The 17,190-nt window shown below is 57.4% G+C and carries 15 protein-coding genes and 3 tRNA genes; 9 read left to right on the plus strand and 9 right to left on the minus strand.

The features are described from left to right. The first annotated feature begins 135 nt into the window (after positions 1-135). Positions 136-453, plus strand: coding sequence for a quaternary ammonium compound efflux SMR transporter SugE (gene sugE, locus G7090_RS02165; protein WP_106994027.1), 318 nt, complete (start codon positions 136-138; stop codon positions 451-453). On the opposite strand, the gene blc is transcribed toward sugE, so the two are convergent. From blc to frdA, 5 genes are all read right to left on the minus strand, one after another. After that, positions 450-980, minus strand: coding sequence for an outer membrane lipoprotein Blc (gene blc, locus G7090_RS02170; protein ID WP_166181375.1), 531 nt, complete (start codon positions 978-980; stop codon positions 450-452). The two genes, sugE and blc, sit on opposite strands and share 4 nt — an antisense overlap. 86 nt (positions 981-1,066) lie before the next feature. Beyond that, complete coding sequence (gene frdD / locus G7090_RS02175; RefSeq protein WP_106994029.1) at positions 1,067-1,426, minus strand: fumarate reductase subunit FrdD; 360 nt, start codon at positions 1,424-1,426, stop codon at positions 1,067-1,069. 10 nt (positions 1,427-1,436) lie between these two features. Continuing rightward, entirely contained in the window at positions 1,437-1,832 is a 396-nt protein-coding gene (gene frdC / locus G7090_RS02180) for a fumarate reductase subunit FrdC (RefSeq protein WP_166185057.1), read from the minus strand. Positions 1,833-1,842: 10 nt separating this feature from the next. Continuing rightward, entirely contained in the window at positions 1,843-2,577 is a 735-nt protein-coding gene (locus G7090_RS02185) for a succinate dehydrogenase/fumarate reductase iron-sulfur subunit (protein ID WP_039028428.1), read from the minus strand. Next, positions 2,570-4,360, minus strand: coding sequence for a fumarate reductase (quinol) flavoprotein subunit (frdA, locus tag G7090_RS02190; protein ID WP_106994032.1), 1,791 nt, complete (start codon positions 4,358-4,360; stop codon positions 2,570-2,572). The genes G7090_RS02185 and frdA overlap by 8 nt, the downstream gene beginning before the upstream one ends. A gap of 310 nt (positions 4,361-4,670) precedes the next feature. Between frdA and epmA the strand changes: the two genes are divergently transcribed. Further along, a complete protein-coding gene (gene epmA / locus G7090_RS02195; RefSeq protein WP_166181376.1) occupies positions 4,671-5,648 on the plus strand; it encodes an elongation factor P--(R)-beta-lysine ligase in 978 nt (325 codons plus the stop codon). Positions 5,649-5,718: 70 nt separating this feature from the next. Here epmA and mscM read toward each other — a convergent pair whose 3' ends face one another. From mscM to rsgA, 3 genes are all read right to left on the minus strand, one after another. Continuing rightward, the gene (gene mscM / locus G7090_RS02200; protein WP_166181377.1) at positions 5,719-9,042 is read right to left on the minus strand and encodes a miniconductance mechanosensitive channel MscM; all 3,324 of its coding nucleotides are present in this window, start codon (positions 9,040-9,042) and stop codon (positions 5,719-5,721) included. Between the two features lie 16 nt (positions 9,043-9,058). Beyond that, positions 9,059-10,027, minus strand: a complete 969-nt coding sequence (gene asd, locus G7090_RS02205; RefSeq protein ID WP_166181378.1) for an archaetidylserine decarboxylase — start codon at positions 10,025-10,027, stop codon at positions 9,059-9,061. 98 nt (positions 10,028-10,125) lie between these two features. Then, positions 10,126-11,178, minus strand: a complete 1,053-nt coding sequence (rsgA, locus tag G7090_RS02210) for a small ribosomal subunit biogenesis GTPase RsgA (protein WP_207630092.1) — start codon at positions 11,176-11,178, stop codon at positions 10,126-10,128. A 107-nt stretch (positions 11,179-11,285) separates the two neighbouring features. Between rsgA and orn the strand changes: the two genes are divergently transcribed. The 4 genes from orn to G7090_RS02230 all read left to right on the plus strand — a co-directional run bounded on the left by orn (position 11,286) and on the right by G7090_RS02230 (position 12,442). Then, on the plus strand, positions 11,286-11,831 hold the full coding sequence (gene orn, locus G7090_RS02215) for an oligoribonuclease (RefSeq protein ID WP_106994037.1): 546 nt from the start codon (positions 11,286-11,288) through the stop codon (positions 11,829-11,831). A 197-nt stretch (positions 11,832-12,028) separates the two neighbouring features. Further along, positions 12,029-12,104, plus strand: a tRNA-Gly gene (locus G7090_RS02220). 150 nt (positions 12,105-12,254) lie between these two features. Beyond that, positions 12,255-12,330, plus strand: a tRNA-Gly gene (locus tag G7090_RS02225). A gap of 36 nt (positions 12,331-12,366) precedes the next feature. Next, positions 12,367-12,442 (plus strand) — tRNA-Gly (locus G7090_RS02230). 271 nt (positions 12,443-12,713) lie between these two features. On the opposite strand, the gene queG is transcribed toward G7090_RS02230, so the two are convergent. Continuing rightward, positions 12,714-13,853 carry a tRNA epoxyqueuosine(34) reductase QueG gene (gene queG / locus G7090_RS02235; RefSeq protein WP_106994038.1) on the minus strand — a complete coding sequence of 380 codons (1,140 nt, stop codon included), beginning with the start codon at positions 13,851-13,853 and terminating at the stop codon, positions 12,714-12,716. Between queG and nnr the strand changes: the two genes are divergently transcribed. From nnr to amiB, 3 genes are read left to right on the plus strand one after another with little or no spacing between them, the layout of a single operon-like run. Continuing rightward, positions 13,852-15,378, plus strand: coding sequence for a bifunctional ADP-dependent NAD(P)H-hydrate dehydratase/NAD(P)H-hydrate epimerase (gene nnr, locus G7090_RS02240; RefSeq protein ID WP_166181380.1), 1,527 nt, complete (start codon positions 13,852-13,854; stop codon positions 15,376-15,378). The genes queG and nnr overlap by 2 nt on opposite strands. Then, complete coding sequence (gene tsaE, locus G7090_RS02245; protein ID WP_106994040.1) at positions 15,371-15,832, plus strand: tRNA (adenosine(37)-N6)-threonylcarbamoyltransferase complex ATPase subunit type 1 TsaE; 462 nt, start codon at positions 15,371-15,373, stop codon at positions 15,830-15,832. The genes nnr and tsaE overlap by 8 nt, the downstream gene beginning before the upstream one ends. A 16-nt stretch (positions 15,833-15,848) precedes the next feature. After that, on the plus strand, positions 15,849-17,183 hold the full coding sequence (gene amiB, locus G7090_RS02250) for an N-acetylmuramoyl-L-alanine amidase AmiB (RefSeq protein ID WP_166181381.1): 1,335 nt from the start codon (positions 15,849-15,851) through the stop codon (positions 17,181-17,183). Positions 17,184-17,190 lie beyond the last annotated feature (7 nt).

Below are 17,190 nucleotides of genomic sequence, written 5' to 3' on the forward strand. Positions count from 1 at the left end.
GATGCCTGAAACAAAGCAGTTGAAAAATGAATTCATGCTCTTCACAATAAATCGTTCACCTGCCTTACGGGACGACCTGTAAGCGCTTCTCTCATCGGGGACGGCCCCAACTGTTGTTTAAGTTAAGGAGCCTGTATGCCCTGGATTATTCTCTTTATTGCCGGTTTACTCGAAGTGGTTTGGGCCATTGGCCTGAAATACACCCACGGGTTTACGCGTCTCACTCCCAGCATTATTACCGTTTCTGCGATGATAGTGAGCATTGTGCTGCTCTCGTGGGCGATGCGTTCGCTGCCTGTAGGGACGGCTTATGCGGTGTGGACGGGGATTGGTGCAGTAGGCGCGGCCATTACCGGCATTTTACTGCTGGGTGAGTCTGCGAGCCTGGCGCGTATCGCCAGCCTCGCATTGATTGTCGCGGGCATTATTGGGTTGAAGCTCAGCACCCATTAATGGGGCTGTTCAATCCAGACCAGCTGGCTGATATCAAAGCCCTGACGGGTGGCAGAAGCCAGTAACCGCTGTTTCATCTCATCTGAAATCGTCGGTGTGCGGGCGAGGATCCACAGGTAGTCACGATTAGGCCCGCACACCAGCGCATGCTGGTAATCCCTATCCAGCGCAATCACGTTATAGCCGCCATAAAAAGGACCGATAAAAGAGACTTTCAGCGCGGCGGTGTCAGACGCGCCGGTAAAGTACGCCTTCCCCGTCACTTTTTGCCACATGCCGCGCTCAGGATTGTAGCCCCGGTTAATAACCTGGATCCCGCCGTCGCTCATCAGGCTGTAATTGGCCGTTACCTTTTGCAGGGCACGTTCAAAGCGATGGTCAAAACGGGCGATTTCATACCAGGTGCCCATGAACTGTTGGGCGTTGAAGGGCCGGACGACAGTCACGCCCTGGGGCGGGGTGGGAGCGCTACAGGCAACAACCAGAAATGCAGCGGCAACGGCGGCGATGACGGGCAGGATGCGCATAGGCATTTCCTTACAGGATTTTTGATAAGTGTAGAACCTGTCTGGAATTTTGCTCTCCCGCCGGCAGGCAGGAGAGCGGGGGAGGATCACATAAAGACAACGGCAACCAGCGTGACCACGCTCAGAATGGCAGCCAGACCGTAGAACACCCATTTCCCGTTAGGGACGTGGATCTTCAGGTCGTGCATGGCGTGATGAATACGGTGCAGACCACACCACAGCGGCAGAACAATCATCAGGAAGATGAATACCCGCCCAATAATGCTGTGAGCAAAAGCCAGGACCCGCTCGTAGCTCAGCGCATCGCCGGGGTAGAGCCCCAGCGGCAGCATAATGCCTACCAGCAGAATAATGACCGGCGCGATAATGGCGCACCACATGCCGCCTGCCCCAAAGAGGCCCCAGAAGACGGGCTCGTCAGAACGTTTTGGAGTTGGATTAATCACAGTGGTCTCCTTACCAGAACAGGGCTACGCCAAGAATTATCACGGTCACGACCGCAGTCACCGCCCAAAGTCCTTTGATGATCGGCTCTGGCCCCAGTTTTTCGTTTTTGACGATAATATTTGCCGCTTTCGGCGCCAGCTCAAACCAGGTTTTGGTATGCAACAGCGCTGCCGCCAGCACGATGATATTCAGGATCACCACAATCGGGTTCTGCAGGAACCCGACGAAACCGGCCCAGGTTTCCGGACCGTGCTTCAGGGCAAACAGGCCGTACATCAGTTCGATGCTGAACCATACCGCCGGAACCGCCGTGCCTTCACGCAGCATATAGAAGCGATAAAACGGCAGATTTTTCCACCAGGTGGACGGCATCGGCCGCACATAGGCTTTGCGTTTAGTCGTCATCATGCACTCCTTAGCGTGGTTTCAGGGTGGCGATAAGAAAGTCTTTCGAGCTTTCTACTTTGCCCTGTTGGATCGCGGCGGCCGGGTCGACGTGCTTCGGACAGACTTCCGAGCAGTAGCCGACAAAGGTACAGGTCCAGACGCCGTTCTGGCCGTTCAGCTGCGCCATACGTTCTTTCTTGCCGTGGTCGCGGCTGTCTTCGTTATAGCGATGCGCGAGGGTAATGGCGGCCGGGCCGATAAACTCCGGATTCAGGCCAAACTGCGGGCAGGCGGCATAGCACAGGCCACAGTTGATGCAGCCGGAGAACTGGTGATACTTGGCCATCTGCGCCGGGGTCTGCTTGTTCGGCCCCTGATCCGGCGTACGCGGGTTGCCAATGATGTACGGCTTAATGGCTTCCAGGCTTTCGATAAAGTGGGTCATGTCGACCACCAGATCGCGCTCAATCGGGAAGTTAGCCAGGGCTTCGACCTTCATCCCTTTCGGGTATTCACGCAGGAAGGTCTTACAGGCCAGCTTAGGCACCTTGTTGACCATCATGCCGCAGGAGCCGCAGATCGCCATCCGGCAGGACCAGCGGTAGCTCAGGTCCGGCGCCAGGTTGTCTTTGATGTAGCCCAGCGCGTCCAGCAGCGAGGTCTGCTCATCGTAAGGCACTTCATAGAAGGTGCTGTGCGGCGCGCTGTCCACTTCCGGGTTGTAGCGCACCACTTCGACTTTCAGAGTTTGCATCTCAGCCATTGGTCGTCTCCTTCTTCTCGGCTGCTTCCGCTTCTGCACCGTAAACGCGTTTCGCCGGTGCCAGCGTGGTGATCTTCACGTCGCTGTAGTCCAGACGGGTGGTGCCGTCCGCGTCGCGATAAGCCAGGGTATGCTTGAGGAAGTTGACGTCGTCACGCTCCGTGCAGCCTTCGTCCAGCCGCTGATGGGCACCGCGCGACTCTTTACGCGCCAGGGCGGAGTGCGCCATACATTCGGCAACGTTCAGTCCGTGTCCCAGCTCAATGGTGTAGAGCAGATCGGTGTTGAAGACGCTGGAGGTGTCAGTGACACGCACACGCTTGAAGCGCTCCTGCAGCTCAGCCAGCTTGTCGACGGTTTTCTGCATCAGCTCCGGCGTACGGTAAATACCGCAGCCTTCTTCCATGGACAGCCCCATCTCATCGCGGATCTTCGCCCAGTTCTCACTGCCTTCCTGATTCACCAGGTTTTTCAGGCGCTGCTCAACATCGGCAACCTGCGCATCGAGCGCAGCACCGTTAGCGGTGCCGGCCGTCGCGGCACGCGCCATCGCCTGCTCACCCGCGAGACGGCCAAACACCACCAGTTCGGCCAGCGAGTTAGAACCCAGGCGGTTAGCGCCATGCAGACCAACGGAGGAGCATTCGCCCACCGCAAACAGGCCTTTGATACGGGTTTCGCACTGCTGATCGGTTTCGATACCGCCCATGGTGTAGTGCGCGGTTGGACGTACCGGGATTGGATCTTTAACCGGATCGACGCCGACATAAGCTTTTGCCAGTTCACAGATGAACGGCAGACGTTCCAGCAGTTTCTTCTCGCCCAAGTGGCGCAGGTCGAGATAGACCACATCGCCGCGTGGGGTGGGGATGGTGTTACCTTTGCGCCACTCATGCCAGAAGGCCTGAGAGACTTTATCCCGCGGGCCGAGCTCCATATATTTGTTCTTCGGCTCACCCAGCGGGGTTTCCGGACCCATGCCGTAATCCTGCAGATAGCGATAGCCATCTTTATTGACCAGAATCCCGCCTTCACCGCGGCAGCCTTCCGTCATTAGAATGCCGGAACCCGGCAGGCCGGTCGGGTGATACTGGACGAATTCCATGTCACGCAGCGGAACGCCGTGCTGCAGCGCCATGCCCATCCCGTCGCCGGTCACGATGCCGCCATTGGTGTTATAGCGGTAAACACGTCCGGCACCGCCGGTCGCCATCACCACGGCATTGGCGCGGATCTGGACCAGCGTCCCTTCCATCATGTTCATCGCCACCAGACCGCGGGCCTGGCCGTCATCAACCAGAATGTCGAGGACGAAATGTTCGTCGAAGCGTTGGATCTGGGGGAACTGCAGCGAGGTCTGGAACAGGGTGTGGAGCATATGGAAGCCGGTCTTATCGGCGGCAAACCAGGTACGCTCAATCTTCATGCCGCCGAAGCGACGCACGTTGACGCTGCCGTCTTCACGGCGACTCCACGGGCAACCCCACTGCTCAAGCTGGGTCATCTCCGTCGGGCAATGATGCACGAAATAATCAACGACATCCTGCTCACAAAGCCAGTCACCACCGGCTACGGTGTCGTGAAAGTGATAATCAAAGCTGTCATGATCCTGCGCGACGGCAGCGGACCCCCCTTCAGCGGCGACCGTATGGCTGCGCATCGGGTAGACTTTTGAAATCAGGGCAATTTTAGCGTTTGGGTTAGCCTGGGCTGCAGCAATCGCTGCGCGTAATCCCGCTCCGCCTGCGCCAATAATGGCAAGATCGGCTTGAAAGGTATGCACGACATTCCTCCAGATTTTTGATATTTCGCACCTCACCTACCCTAAGGTAGTGCACGGCCGGGGAGGGCAAATGCGAAAGCGATTCCACTGCTCCTTTATGGGTAACGCAGTATAGCCCCAGGAAAGAAAGGGAAATTTGACGTGTTCGATTTTTTTGCGGTTCTTTCGCTGGATGTATCATTGCAATTGATGAATCACGTCACGAAATTATTGGGAGTTATGAAAACCACAAAATTGACTGTGCAAAATTTGTCTCCGCCATGGGTTACGAGTAGACTTCGTCCCCTTGTCTGAAATCGGAGAAATTCTCATGAGCGAAACGGCCACCTGGCAGCCGAGCGCATCCATCCCCAATCTGTTAAAACGCGCAGCAATTATGGCGGAGATTCGCCGCTTCTTTGCCGATCGCGGTGTGCTGGAGGTGGAAACGCCCTGCATGAGCCAGGCAACGGTAACGGATATTCATCTGGTGCCGTTTGAAACCCGTTTTGTTGGTCCTGGTCACTCCCAGGGAATGAATCTCTACCTGATGACCAGCCCGGAATACCACATGAAGCGCCTGCTGGCGGCGGGATGTGGGCCGGTATATCAGCTGTGCCGCAGTTTCCGCAATGAAGAGATGGGGCGTCATCACAACCCGGAATTCACCATGCTGGAGTGGTACCGCCCGCACTATGATATGTATCGCCTGATGAATGAGGTGGACGATCTGCTGCAGCAGGTCCTGGAGTGCCCGGAGGCCGAAACCCTCTCTTATCAGCAGGTTTTCCAGCGTCATCTGGAGATTGATCCGCTCTCTGCGGACAAAACCCAGCTACGTGAAGCGGCGGCAAAACTGGATCTCAGCAATGTTGCCGATACTGAAGAAGATCGCGACACGCTGCTGCAGCTGCTCTTTACCTTTGGCGTTGAGCCGCAGATTGGCAAAGATCGCCCGACCTTTGTCTATCATTTCCCGGCAAGCCAGGCGTCACTGGCCCAGATCAGCACCGAAGATCACCGCGTGGCGGAGCGTTTCGAGGTCTACTTTAAAGGTATTGAGCTGGCGAATGGTTTCCACGAACTGACGGATGCCCGTGAACAGCAGCAGCGTTTCGATCAGGATAACCGCAAGCGCGCCGCGCGCGGCCTGCCGCAGCAGCCTATCGACCACAATCTGCTGGGCGCGTTAAAAGCCGGCTTGCCGGACTGCTCCGGCGTGGCGCTGGGGGTTGATCGTCTGGTGATGCTGGCGCTGGGCGCTGAGCAGTTGGGTGATGTGATTGCGTTTACCGTAGACCGCGCCTGACGGTTTGGTTGTTCTCCCTCTCCCTGTGGGAGAGGGTTGGGGTGAGGGCATCAGACCGCCCCCCTCCTGATTACAAACTCCCCGCCGGGCGCGACTTCGCCGCCGACGTCAAGGTTCTTCCCGTCTTACGCCCGTCCAGCGTTTCCAGACGCATCTGGAACGGTGGGAACGGCATATCGATACCGTGCTCACGGAAGCCCGCCAGAATCAGCTGGTGGATCTCATGGCGCAGCGGCATACGATGGCCCATCTCGGCCGCGTAAATACGCAGTTCGAAAATCTGGATCCCCTGCTGTAAATCCACCAGGAACACTTCCGGCTCCGGCGTGCTGATCACCAGCGAACAGCGCTCGGCCGCGGTATAGAGAATTTGCGTCACCTCTTCGCTATTGGCATCCGACGGGGCCGGAACGGTCAGCACCACACGCGTCACGGAGTCCGACAGCGACCAGTTAATAAACTGCTCGGTGATAAACGCCTTGTTAGGAACGATGATCTCTTTACGGTCCCAGTCGCTGATGGTGGTGGCGCGGGTGTTAATCTTCGTAATGCTGCCGGTCAGATCGCGGATCGTTACGGTATCGCCAATACGGATCGGCTTTTCAAACAGGATGATCAGACCCGAGATAAAGTTGGCAAAGATCTCCTGCAAGCCAAAACCGAGCCCGACCCCGAGTGCGGCTACCAGCCACTGCAACTTCGACCACTCAATGCCGATCATTGAGAAGCCCACCAGCCCGCCAAACACCATCAGCAAGTATTTGGTGATGGTGGTAATGGCGTAGCCGGTGCCCGGCGTTAAATCCAGATGCTGTAACAGGGCCAGCTCCAGCAGCGCCGGGAAGTTACGGATCAGCTGGGTGGTGATGATGAACACCAGAATGGCTATCAGCACCGCCCCGAGCGTAATCGGCTCCAGACTCTCCACGCCCTGAACCGTCGAGGTCACATCCCAGAGAGTGATGTTCTCCAGGAAGCCAAACGCTGAATGAATTTCCGACCACAGCACAATGACAGACAGCAGGGCGACCAGCATCAGGATGGAGCGGACCAGACGCAGGGACTGGGTACTGATGGCATCCAGATCCAGCTCGGTTTCATCGACTTCTACCGTGCCTTCCGTGCTGAGCATGTGAGGTGGCTCTTCTTCGCCACGCGCACGCTGGGCGAGGATTTCGGCCCGGCGGTTTTTCGCCCGGTCGAAGGCCAGACGACGACGCTGAATCAGCATCCAGCGACGGATAACGTGGTAGACCACCAGCAGCAGGAACCAGATCGCCACCGAGGTTTCAAGACGCGCCAGCAGCGCCTGGGCGGTGGCCAGATAGCCGACCGCCGCCGCCAGAATCGCCGCCAGCGGGGCGCTGAGCAGCAAATTCCACAGCATATGGTTGACCATGTTATCGCCGCTGCCCTCTTTGTCGAGATAGAGCGGGATCCCGGCCTTCTTCAGGCTCAGCGTCACCACCGCCAGCGCACCACAAATCAGGATAAAGCACAGCCGGCCGAGCGAGCCGGAAAACTCCCGGTCGTTGAGGTTATCAAACATGATCAACGCCATGATCAGCGGCACAATCAGCCCGATGCTCATCAGGTAGTAGCGCATCGCCCGCGCCACGCGGTTACGCGGCCAGCCAAAGTGGGCGACAAACAGGCCATTCGGTCGGGCGAAGGTGGCGCAGATCATCACCACCCACAGCAGCGGTACGGTGGCCGTCACCCCGTAGCCAATGGCCACCGCCAGCGGATAAGGCCAGGCTTCCCGGAGGCCATAGCCGAGGGTCATCCACAGCACCGGCAGCGGCGAGGCGACCAGAATCGACCAGAAGACCGTGCGCAGCGTGAGCCAGAAATGGTCCTGGGTCACCTTACCGACGCGCGCGCTGGAGCGATCGAGGAAGCGGGTGAAGTGTCGGCGGGAGTAAATGCTGAACCCAACCAGAATCAGCGCGCCCAGCAGCGGGAAAATCGTCTCCTTGCTGGTGAGCATCATCACGCTGGCTTTGCCTAACTGGCTGAAGGTATCCAGCGAAATTAAACGCCGCAGATCCTGAACAATATCAATCGGCCAGGAGAAGGAGATCGGCCGCACGTCCGAGGTCCAGAACAGGTAGCGGTGCGTTGCCTCGTTAACCTCTTTTAACGCATCTTCCAGCTGGCTGTTGGAGACCTTCAGTTTGGTCAGCTCAAGCAGCAGCGTATCGCCGCCCTGCAACAGTGAATTGAGTAATTCACGCTGCGTGCGCAGCTGGGCTTCCAGAATGCGGTTCTGCTCGGCGGTGAGCGCTTTGCCGTCGGGCTGATGGATCTGGCGCAGCTGCGGCTGCTTGTTGAGTTGATCTTCAAAGCGCAGACGCTGCACACGCAGCTGCGCCATTTCAGTATCAAGCTGCTGAGGTTTTGGCATTTCGGGCAGGCGGGCAACCTGGGCGCGCAGGGCTTCACCAAGCAGGTTTGACGAACCGAGCCACTGCGACTGTTCGCGTAGCGTATTCAGCGCCTGACGCACCTGCAGGGTTTGATTGGTCGCCTGGCGTTGCTGGGAGGCCACCAGATCCATACGCTGGGCCTGCTGGTTCAGCGCGGCAGAGAGCTCGCGGTTGACCTTAAACTGCTCGACGATCCCGGCGGGTAGGTTCTCGCTGTTCTCTGCCAGCAGTTCGGTGCTCTCCAGCGCCCGCTCAGCTTCTTGCTGGCGCTGGCTGTTGAGTTGATTGCGCAGCGCCTGGAGATAAGCATCCAGCTGCTCGCTCTGCTTTTTCGCCAGCTCAGAGCGCATACGCGCCAGCTCCTGGCGATTGTTGGCCGACAACTGCGCCAGCTCCAGTTCATCCACCAGCGCTTTTAACCTCGCGGATTCCGCCTGGATGCCCAGAGTTTGAGCCTGGCTGAGGGCGGTATTGCCGGTTTGCGCCCCGGCCCGGCGTTCAACCTCATTGAGCTGACGGCGGGCATCGGTTTGTTGCTGAGGCAGTTGGGTCAGGGAGTCAGCGATGTCGCGGGCGCGCTCCTGCTCCTGCTGCGCCTGACGGGTTTTTTCCAGTAACTGGCTGCTGACCTGGAGGATCTCCTGATTCAGGGTGTCAGAGGTCATGCCCGCAGGGACCTGGCGCGGCTCTTCACGCAGATCGTTCAGCTGCGCGCGCAGGGTTTGTGACAGTTTGGGGAAGTTATCGATGACCTGCTGATACTGCGTGGCACGCTCAAGGGAGCCTTTACGCTCCTCAAGCGCGTTCAGCGCAGCCTCGAGAGCCTCAACGGTTTCCGGCTGGGCGGGTTTTGCCGCCTTCGCCTGCTCCAGTTCCTGTGAGATTTGTTTGCTGTCGGGGGCCGTAGCGGCGTACGCCCCCGTACTGAGGCACCAGGCCATCAGCAAAGTGATAATCAGGCGCACGTCAGTTTACCTTTACTTAGCTTTCGTCTTTTTTGTCATCAACCAGCGGGCTGGCTTCGAGTTCGGCGGCAATCTCTTCGTCGGACAGCGGGGCAGGCTCTGCGTCCGGTGTCACGAAGGTTTCCGTCGACACCGCCAGCGGCTGGCCGAGTTTGGTGACCGACAGGCTTTCGAGCTGCTCAACCAGCTTCACTTTACCCGGGGCAAACAGGTTGATGACGGTGGAGCCGAGCTTGAAGCGGCCCATCTCCTGGCCCTTCAGCAGCGCCACGGAGCCTTCGTTTTCACCTTCAGGCCAGGTCCAGCGTTTGATCACGCCTTCGCGCGGTGGCGTAACGGTGCCCGCCCAGACGGTCTCAATGCTGCCGACAATGGTGGCACCCACCAGAATCTGCGCCATTGGGCCAAACTCGGTATCGAACAGGCAGATAACGCGCTCGTTACGGGCAAAAAGGTTCGGCACGTTTTGCGCAGTCAGATGGTTTACCGAGAACAGATCGCCCGGAACGTAGATCATCTCCCGCAGAATGCCGTTGCACGGCATATGCACGCGGTGATAGTCGCGTGGCGACAGGTAGGTGGTGGCAAAGGAGCCATTGCGGAACAGGTCCGCCATCAGGTAGTTACCTGCCAGCAGGGCTTCCAGGCTGTAGTTATGGCCTTTGGCCTGCAGGATTTTGTCGTTTTCGATCGCGCCCAGCTGGCTGATCACGCCGTCAGCAGGCATTACCAGCACGTTCGGGTCGGTATTCAGCGGACGCACTTCATCACGCAGGGCACGCACAAAGAAATCGTTGAAGGTGCGGTAGCTGGCGGTATCCGGCTTCTGCGCCTCTTTCATGTCGACCTTGTAGTATTTCACGAACAGATCGATCACCAGCTTAGTCAGCCAGCCCGCTCGTTTGCTCGCGCCCCAGCCCGCCAGGCGAGTGAGCCACAGTTTCGGCAGAATGTATTGAAGCGAAAGTTTAAATGAGTTTAACAAGGTAGCCTCCAGGCCATTGTTTTGTCGTTCCTGATCCGGCTGCAGGAGAGCCGGAACCTGAAAAAAGGGGACGATTTTAGCGACGCTTAGCTTAGTTGTCAGTCATCAGATTCAGAAAAGCTTTTACGCGTTTTTACCTGCGCCATGCTTTCGAGAATATGGTGATAGTTTGCAAAACGGGTTTCCGCAATTTCACCGCTTTCGACCGCTGCACGAATGGCACAGCCAGGGTCGTTATCGTGTTTACAGTCACGGTATTTACACGCGCCTAAATAGTCGAGGAATTCGACAAAGCCGTTAAAGATTTGATCGGGCTCGAGATGCCACAGACCAAATTCACGCACCCCAGGGGAGTCGATCACGTCGCCGCCATGCGGGAAGTGATACAGGCGCGAGGCGGTGGTGGTGTGCTGACCCAGACCGGAGTTGTCAGAGACATCGTTGGTCAGGATCTCCTGCGGCAGACCAAGCAGGTTGTTCAGCAGGCTGGATTTGCCCACGCCGGACTGACCGGCAAAAATGCTGATGCGATCGGTCAATGCCTCTTCGAGCGGCTTCAGGCCATCCTGCTTCCGGCTTGAGACCATCAGCACGCGATAGCCAATTTTGCGGTAGATATCCATCTGCTCATTAACGAAGTCCATGCCTTCGTCGTCGAGCAGATCGATTTTGTTCAGGACAATCAGCGGCTCAACCTCGAGGGTTTCACAGGCGACGAGATAACGGTCGATAATATTCAGTGACAGTTCAGGCAGGATCGCAGAGACAATCACGATCTGATTGATGTTGGCGGCAATGGGTTTTACGCCGTCGTAGAAGTCGGGGCGCGTCAATACCGACGTGCGCTCATGCACGGCTTCAACGATGCCTTTCACCGTCACGCCTTCTGCAGCGGCTTTACCCGGACGCCAGACCACGCGGTCACCGGTGACCAGCGAGCGGATGGTGCGACGGATATTGCAGCGGTGAACGTCGCCATCGCCCGATTCCACATCAGCATGCATACCGAAGCGGCTAATCACCACGCCTTCAGCGGGTTCGCCAAACAGGTTGTCGTCGTAATCGACCTTCTCCGAAGTGGTTTTAAGACGGCGCTGGTGATTGGCTTTCACGCGGCGCTGTTGCCCTTTGGAGAGTTTATTTTTACTCAATCGTGCTGGCTCCTGGTCGCCCATATTGGGCAAAACCTCTATGATACACACTAATTAATACTAGTTAACCTGCCACGGCCGGTTATACGAGAAGGGTGGAAAATAACATGAGTGCAGATGAAAACAATCTGATTTGGATCGATCTGGAGATGACCGGACTGGATCCCGAGCGCGATCGCATTATTGAGATCGCCACGCTGGTGACCGACGCGAACCTGAATGTGCTGGCGGAAGGGCCGACCATTGCCGTGCATCAGTCCGACGAGCAGCTGGCGCTGATGGATGACTGGAACGTGCGCACCCATACCGGCAGCGGGCTGGTGGAACGTGTTAAAGCCAGTACGCTGGGGGATCGTGAAGCCGAGCTGGCCACAATTGAGTTCCTCAAGCAGTGGGTGCCACAGGGCAAGTCACCGATCTGCGGTAACAGCATCGGTCAGGATCGCCGTTTCCTGTTTAAGTACATGCCGGAGCTGGAAGCGTACTTCCACTACCGTTATCTCGATGTCAGCACCCTGAAAGAGCTGGCCCGTCGCTGGAAGCCGGAGATGCTGGACGGCTTTAAGAAGCAGGGCACTCACCAGGCGATGGACGATATCCGCGAGTCGGTGGCGGAGCTGGCTTACTACCGCGAACATTTTATTAAATTGTAAGCGGCAGGCCCGGCGGGCAGCGCTTGTCGGGTCTAAATCGCTAAAACGATTTAAAAATGCGCAATGTGACGAATATTGCAGCACTTGAACTTAATTTATAAAAAATCGCTTTTGGGGGGGTTGCAGCAGAAAGGATTTCTCGTATAATGCGCCTCCCGTAACGACAGAGAATTCATCGTTACGACAGCACAGATTTTGCGGGAATAGCTCAGTTGGTAGAGCACGACCTTGCCAAGGTCGGGGTCGCGAGTTCGAGTCTCGTTTCCCGCTCCAAATCTTTCGCTGCGCAGTAAGACCACCAATCGCAGGATTTCAAGTTGCAACAAGGCGGCAACTGAACGAATCCTTGGGAGCTTACTAGAGTAAGTGACTAAGGTGAGTGAAGGCAGCCAACGCAGTGGCGGCTTGAAAGACAAAGATTAAGCGGGAATAGCTCAGTTGGTAGAGCACGACCTTGCCAAGGTCGGGGTCGCGAGTTCGAGTCTCGTTTCCCGCTCCAAAATTTGAAAGGTATCGCAAGATACGCACCACCCAAGCGGGAATAGCTCAGTTGGTAGAGCACGACCTTGCCAAGGTCGGGGTCGCGAGTTCGAGTCTCGTTTCCCGCTCCAAATTTTTTACTCCTCTTCCAGATATCCACAGCGGCAAGCCCCGCCGGGGATGATTTGTTTCATTTCTGACAAACTCTTCTTAACAGACTTATCCACAGCTTTGCCATTTTTCAGCGAATAGCCAAATACTTCGCCTGATGAATAGTAACTTTATAATGCGTTGAAAATAATAAAGAAAATTTCATTTCAAAATGTTAAGCCGATCACTTGACCTGCAGCCGGGCCCGGACTAACTCTGGCTTTTAAATTTTATTCACAGCCTGTGGAAACATCATGCATCGCGTGGTAGCCCTTTTTCGACCACCCGTACCAGCCTGATTTTCTGCGGTAATTGTACCTCTACAGCGCAGGCGTTTCGTTTGGCGATTTGCTGCGCAACCGCCCACTCTATGTGCTCATCAAGAAGTGGGTGCTCACCTCTGCGACTTTCCAGGGCCTGAATATTGGCTTCGTCCCAGGGGGCATTTCCCAGCGCGACCGCAATATTTCGCAGCCAGCGCAGATGCCCGATGCGGCGAATAGCCGATCCCTCCGTCACCTTCAGAAACCAGGCTTCGCTCCAGGCAAACAGCTCCAGAAGCGGCGGCGCGTGCAGAGCCTTACGCGGGCTGAAGTCGTCCTCCTCCGTTAACTGTGAATAACGGTTCCACGGGCAGATCAGCTGGCAGTCATCGCAGCCGTATATGCGGTTGCCAATTAACGGCCGAAACTCTTCCGGGATGGCCCCTTCAAGTTCGATGGTCAGGTAGGAGATGCAGCGGCGGGCATCGACGGTGTAAGGCTCAACGATGGCCCCGGTGGGGCAGATGGTCATGCAGGCCACACAGCGTCCGCAGCCGTCTTCGACCGGTTTATCCACCGGTAAAGGGAGGTCAATCAGTAATTCACCGAGGAAGAAGAAGGAGCCAGCATCGCGGCTGAGGATAAGTGAGTGCTTACCTGTCCAGCCAAGCCCTGCTTTTTCAGCCAACGGGCGTTCAAGAACAGGCGCGGAATCGACAAAGGGTCTAAAATTCAGCGTGGCGCACTGCTGCTGGATCATTTCCCCGAGCTTTTTGAGTCGGTTACGCAGCAGTTTATGATAATCACGTCCGAGGGCATAACGGCTGACGTACCCCAGCGTGGGGTCTTTCAGCGTACTGGCAAAGGCTGCCCGGGCGGGAAGATAATTCATACGCACGCTGATCACGCGCAGGGTTCCCGGCAACAGTTCATGCGGACGGGCGCGCATCATGCCGTGACGCGCCATCCACTCCATTTCGCCGTGGTATTGATTATCCAGCCATGCCTGGAGTTTTGGCTCACTGGCAGAGAGATCGGTATCGGTGATACCCACGTGTTGAAAACCAAGCTCAGCGCCCCACTGTTTAATGTTTTGCGCTAACTGATTGAGATCGAGGGGCTGTGACATGACGGACCATACTGTGAAGAAAAACCCCGCAAGTATACCACACTCTGTCTGGCCAGCGGAGGCGCTACGTCGCATCGAAAAAGAGGCGGCAGACAGCATCGGCATGACCCTTTATGAGCTGATGCAGCGCGCAGGCGAGGCGGCTTTTGCCGTTGCCCGCACGGCTTACCCGCAGAGCAAACACTGGTTGATCCTGTGCGGCCATGGCAACAACGGCGGCGATGGCTATGTGGTGGCCCGACTGGCGCTCGCCGCAGGCATTACCGTCACGCTGCTGGCGCTGGAGAGCGATAAACCCCTCCCCGAAGAGGCGACAAAAGCGCGGGAAACCTGGCTGGAGGCGGCAGGCGTTATCCATGCCGCGAAGTCGGTCTGGCCCGAAGGCGTCGATCTGATAGTCGATGGTCTGCTGGGAACCGGTTTACGCAGCGCGCCACGCAATCAGGTTGCCAGATTAATCACGCAGGCCAACCAGCATCCGGCCCCCGTCGTCTCGCTGGATGTCCCCTCCGGGCTGAACGCGCAGACCGGCACCACGCCCGGTGAAGTGATCCACGCCGACCATACGGTGACCTTTATCGCTCTTAAACCCGGCCTGCTGACCGGGAAAGCGCGTGATGTCGTCGGGGCGTTGCACCATAACGCCCTCGGGCTGGAGGGCTGGCTCGCCGGGCAAGAGACGGCACTCAGTCGCTTTGATGCCGCGCAGCTGGCACACTGGCTTCCACCGCGCCGTCCCACCTCTCATAAAGGCGATCACGGGCGTCTGGTGATTATCGGCGGCGACCACGGCACCGCAGGTGCTATCCGCATGGCCGGCGAAGCGGCGTTACGGACGGGAGCAGGGCTGGTGCGCGTCCTGACCCGCCGCGAAAATATAGCCCCCATTGTCACCGCCCGGCCTGAGCTGATGGTGCACGAACTGACAGCCGAGGCGCTGGACGAGAGCCTGCAGTGGGCCGATGTGGCGGTGATTGGCCCCGGTCTGGGTCAGGAGCCGTGGGGTAAAGAGGCGTTACGTAAGGTTGAGAGCTTTCGGCACGCCATGCTGTGGGACGCTGACGCGCTGAACCTTCTGGCAATCAATCCGGATAAACGTCACAATCGCATCCTGACGCCGCACCCCGGTGAGGCCGCGCGCCTGCTTAACTGCAGCGTTGCAGAAATTGAAAGTGATCGCTTACATTCTGCCCAGCGTCTGGTAAAACGTTACGGTGGTGTGGTGGTGCTGAAAGGCGCTGGCACCATCGTCGCCAGCGAGGGCGGCTTTGCAGGTATCATTGATGTCGGCAATGCCGGCATGGCGAGCGGCGGTATGGGCGATGTGCTTTCCGGTATTATCGGGGCGTTGCTCGGACAGAAACTGGCGCTTTATGATGCAGCCTGCGCAGGCTGCGTCGCCCACGGTGCAGCCGCCGATCGGCTGGCTGACCAGTATGGCACGCGCGGTATGCTGGCAACCGATCTTTTTGACACGCTGCGGCGTGTTGTTAACCCGGAAATAATTGACGTAGAAAATGATTAATCGAGTGATCCCTTTACCCGACGAACAGGCAACTTTAGATCTCGGCCAGCGCGTGGCGCAGGCCTGCGAGGGCGCAACCGTCATTTATCTGTATGGCGACCTTGGCGCGGGTAAGACCACCTTTAGCCGGGGCTTCTTACAGGCGCTGGGGCATCAGGGAAACGTGAAAAGCCCGACCTATACGCTGGTTGAGCCCTACACGCTCGACAACCTGATGGTGTACCACTTCGATCTCTATCGCCTTGCCGACCCTGAAGAGCTGGAATTTATGGGGATCCGTGACTATTTCGCCAACGATGCTATTTGCCTCGTAGAGTGGCCGCAGCAGGGAACAGGCGTCTTGCCTGACCCGGATGTTGAAATTCACCTGGAGTATCAGGCGCAAGGGCGTGAAGCCCGCGTCACTGCTGTCTCCGCATCAGGTAACTCCATACTGGCGCGGTTAGCCGGTTAAAAGAAGAGATAACGGGATGATTAATCGCGTTAAAAGTTGGTTGATGGCTGCAACGGTGCTGTTTTGTGCCCAGGCCGGGGCGGCAACGCTGTCCGATATTCAGGTCTCAAACGGCGACAATCAGGCCAGGATCACCTTCAGCTTTATGGGCGATCCAGAGTATGCGTTTTCGCAGGACGATAAGCGCAGCGTCGCGCTGGATATTAAACAGACCGGCGTTATCAAAGGATTACCGCTGCAGTTCAGCGGCAATAACCTGGTGCACCGCATTCGTTCCGGTACGCCGAAAGACGATCAGTCCCTGCGTCTGGTGGTCGATTTAACGCAGAACGGTAAGACCCGGGCGGTGAAGCAGCAGAACGGCGCCAACTATATGGTGATCTTCACCATCAATGCCGATGCACCGCCGCCTCCGCCGCCACCGCCGGTAGTAGCGAAGCGGGTGGAAGCGCCTGTTGTGGCACAGCGCCCGTCAGAGCCGGCCCGCAATCCGTTTAAAACCGGCAGCGATCGGATTACCAGCGTTACCAGTAGCAACACGGTGACGCGTCCGGCAGCCCAGGCGCGCCAGACAACCGGCGACAAAGTCATTATTGCGATTGATGCCGGACACGGTGGCGATGATCCTGGCGCCATCGGGCCGGGCGGGACGCGTGAGAAGAACGTGACCATCGCCATCGCCCGTAAGCTGCGGACCTTACTGAATGACGACCCGATGTTTAAAGGCGTGTTAACCCGCGACGGCGATTATTTTATCTCGGTCATGGGCCGGTCTGACGTGGCGCGCCAGCAGAACGCTAACTTCCTCGTCTCTGTGCATGCCGATGCGGCTCCCAACCGCAACGCGACGGGAGCATCCGTATGGGTGCTTTCCAACCGTCGTGCTAACAGCGAAATGGCAAACTGGCTTGAGGAACATGAAAAGCAATCCGAGCTGTTAGGCGGGGCAGGCGACGTACTGGCGAACAGCCAGTCGGATCCCTACCTGAGCCAGGCGGTACTGGATTTACAGTTCGGCCATTCCCAGCGTGTCGGGTATGATGTGGCGACTAACGTCCTGAATCAGCTGCAAAGTGTCGGTTCTCTGCACAAACGCCGCCCGGAACATGCCAGCCTGGGCGTGCTGCGTTCGCCGGATATCCCGTCCATTCTGGTGGAAACGGGCTTTATCAGTAATCACGGTGAAGAGCGCCTGCTGGGCAGCGACAGCTACCAGCAGCAGATTGCCGAGGCGATTTATAAAGGCCTGCGCAAGTATTTTGATTCGCATCCGCTCCAGTCTGCACCGCAGGGTGGCGCGGGGCAGACCGCCAGCGCCGTATTACCGGGCGAGTCGACCTCGACCAACTAAGGAGATT

It is taken from the genome of Leclercia sp. 29361 (assembly GCF_011290365.1).
Taxonomy (GTDB): Bacteria; Pseudomonadota; Gammaproteobacteria; order Enterobacterales; family Enterobacteriaceae; genus Enterobacter; species Enterobacter tamurae.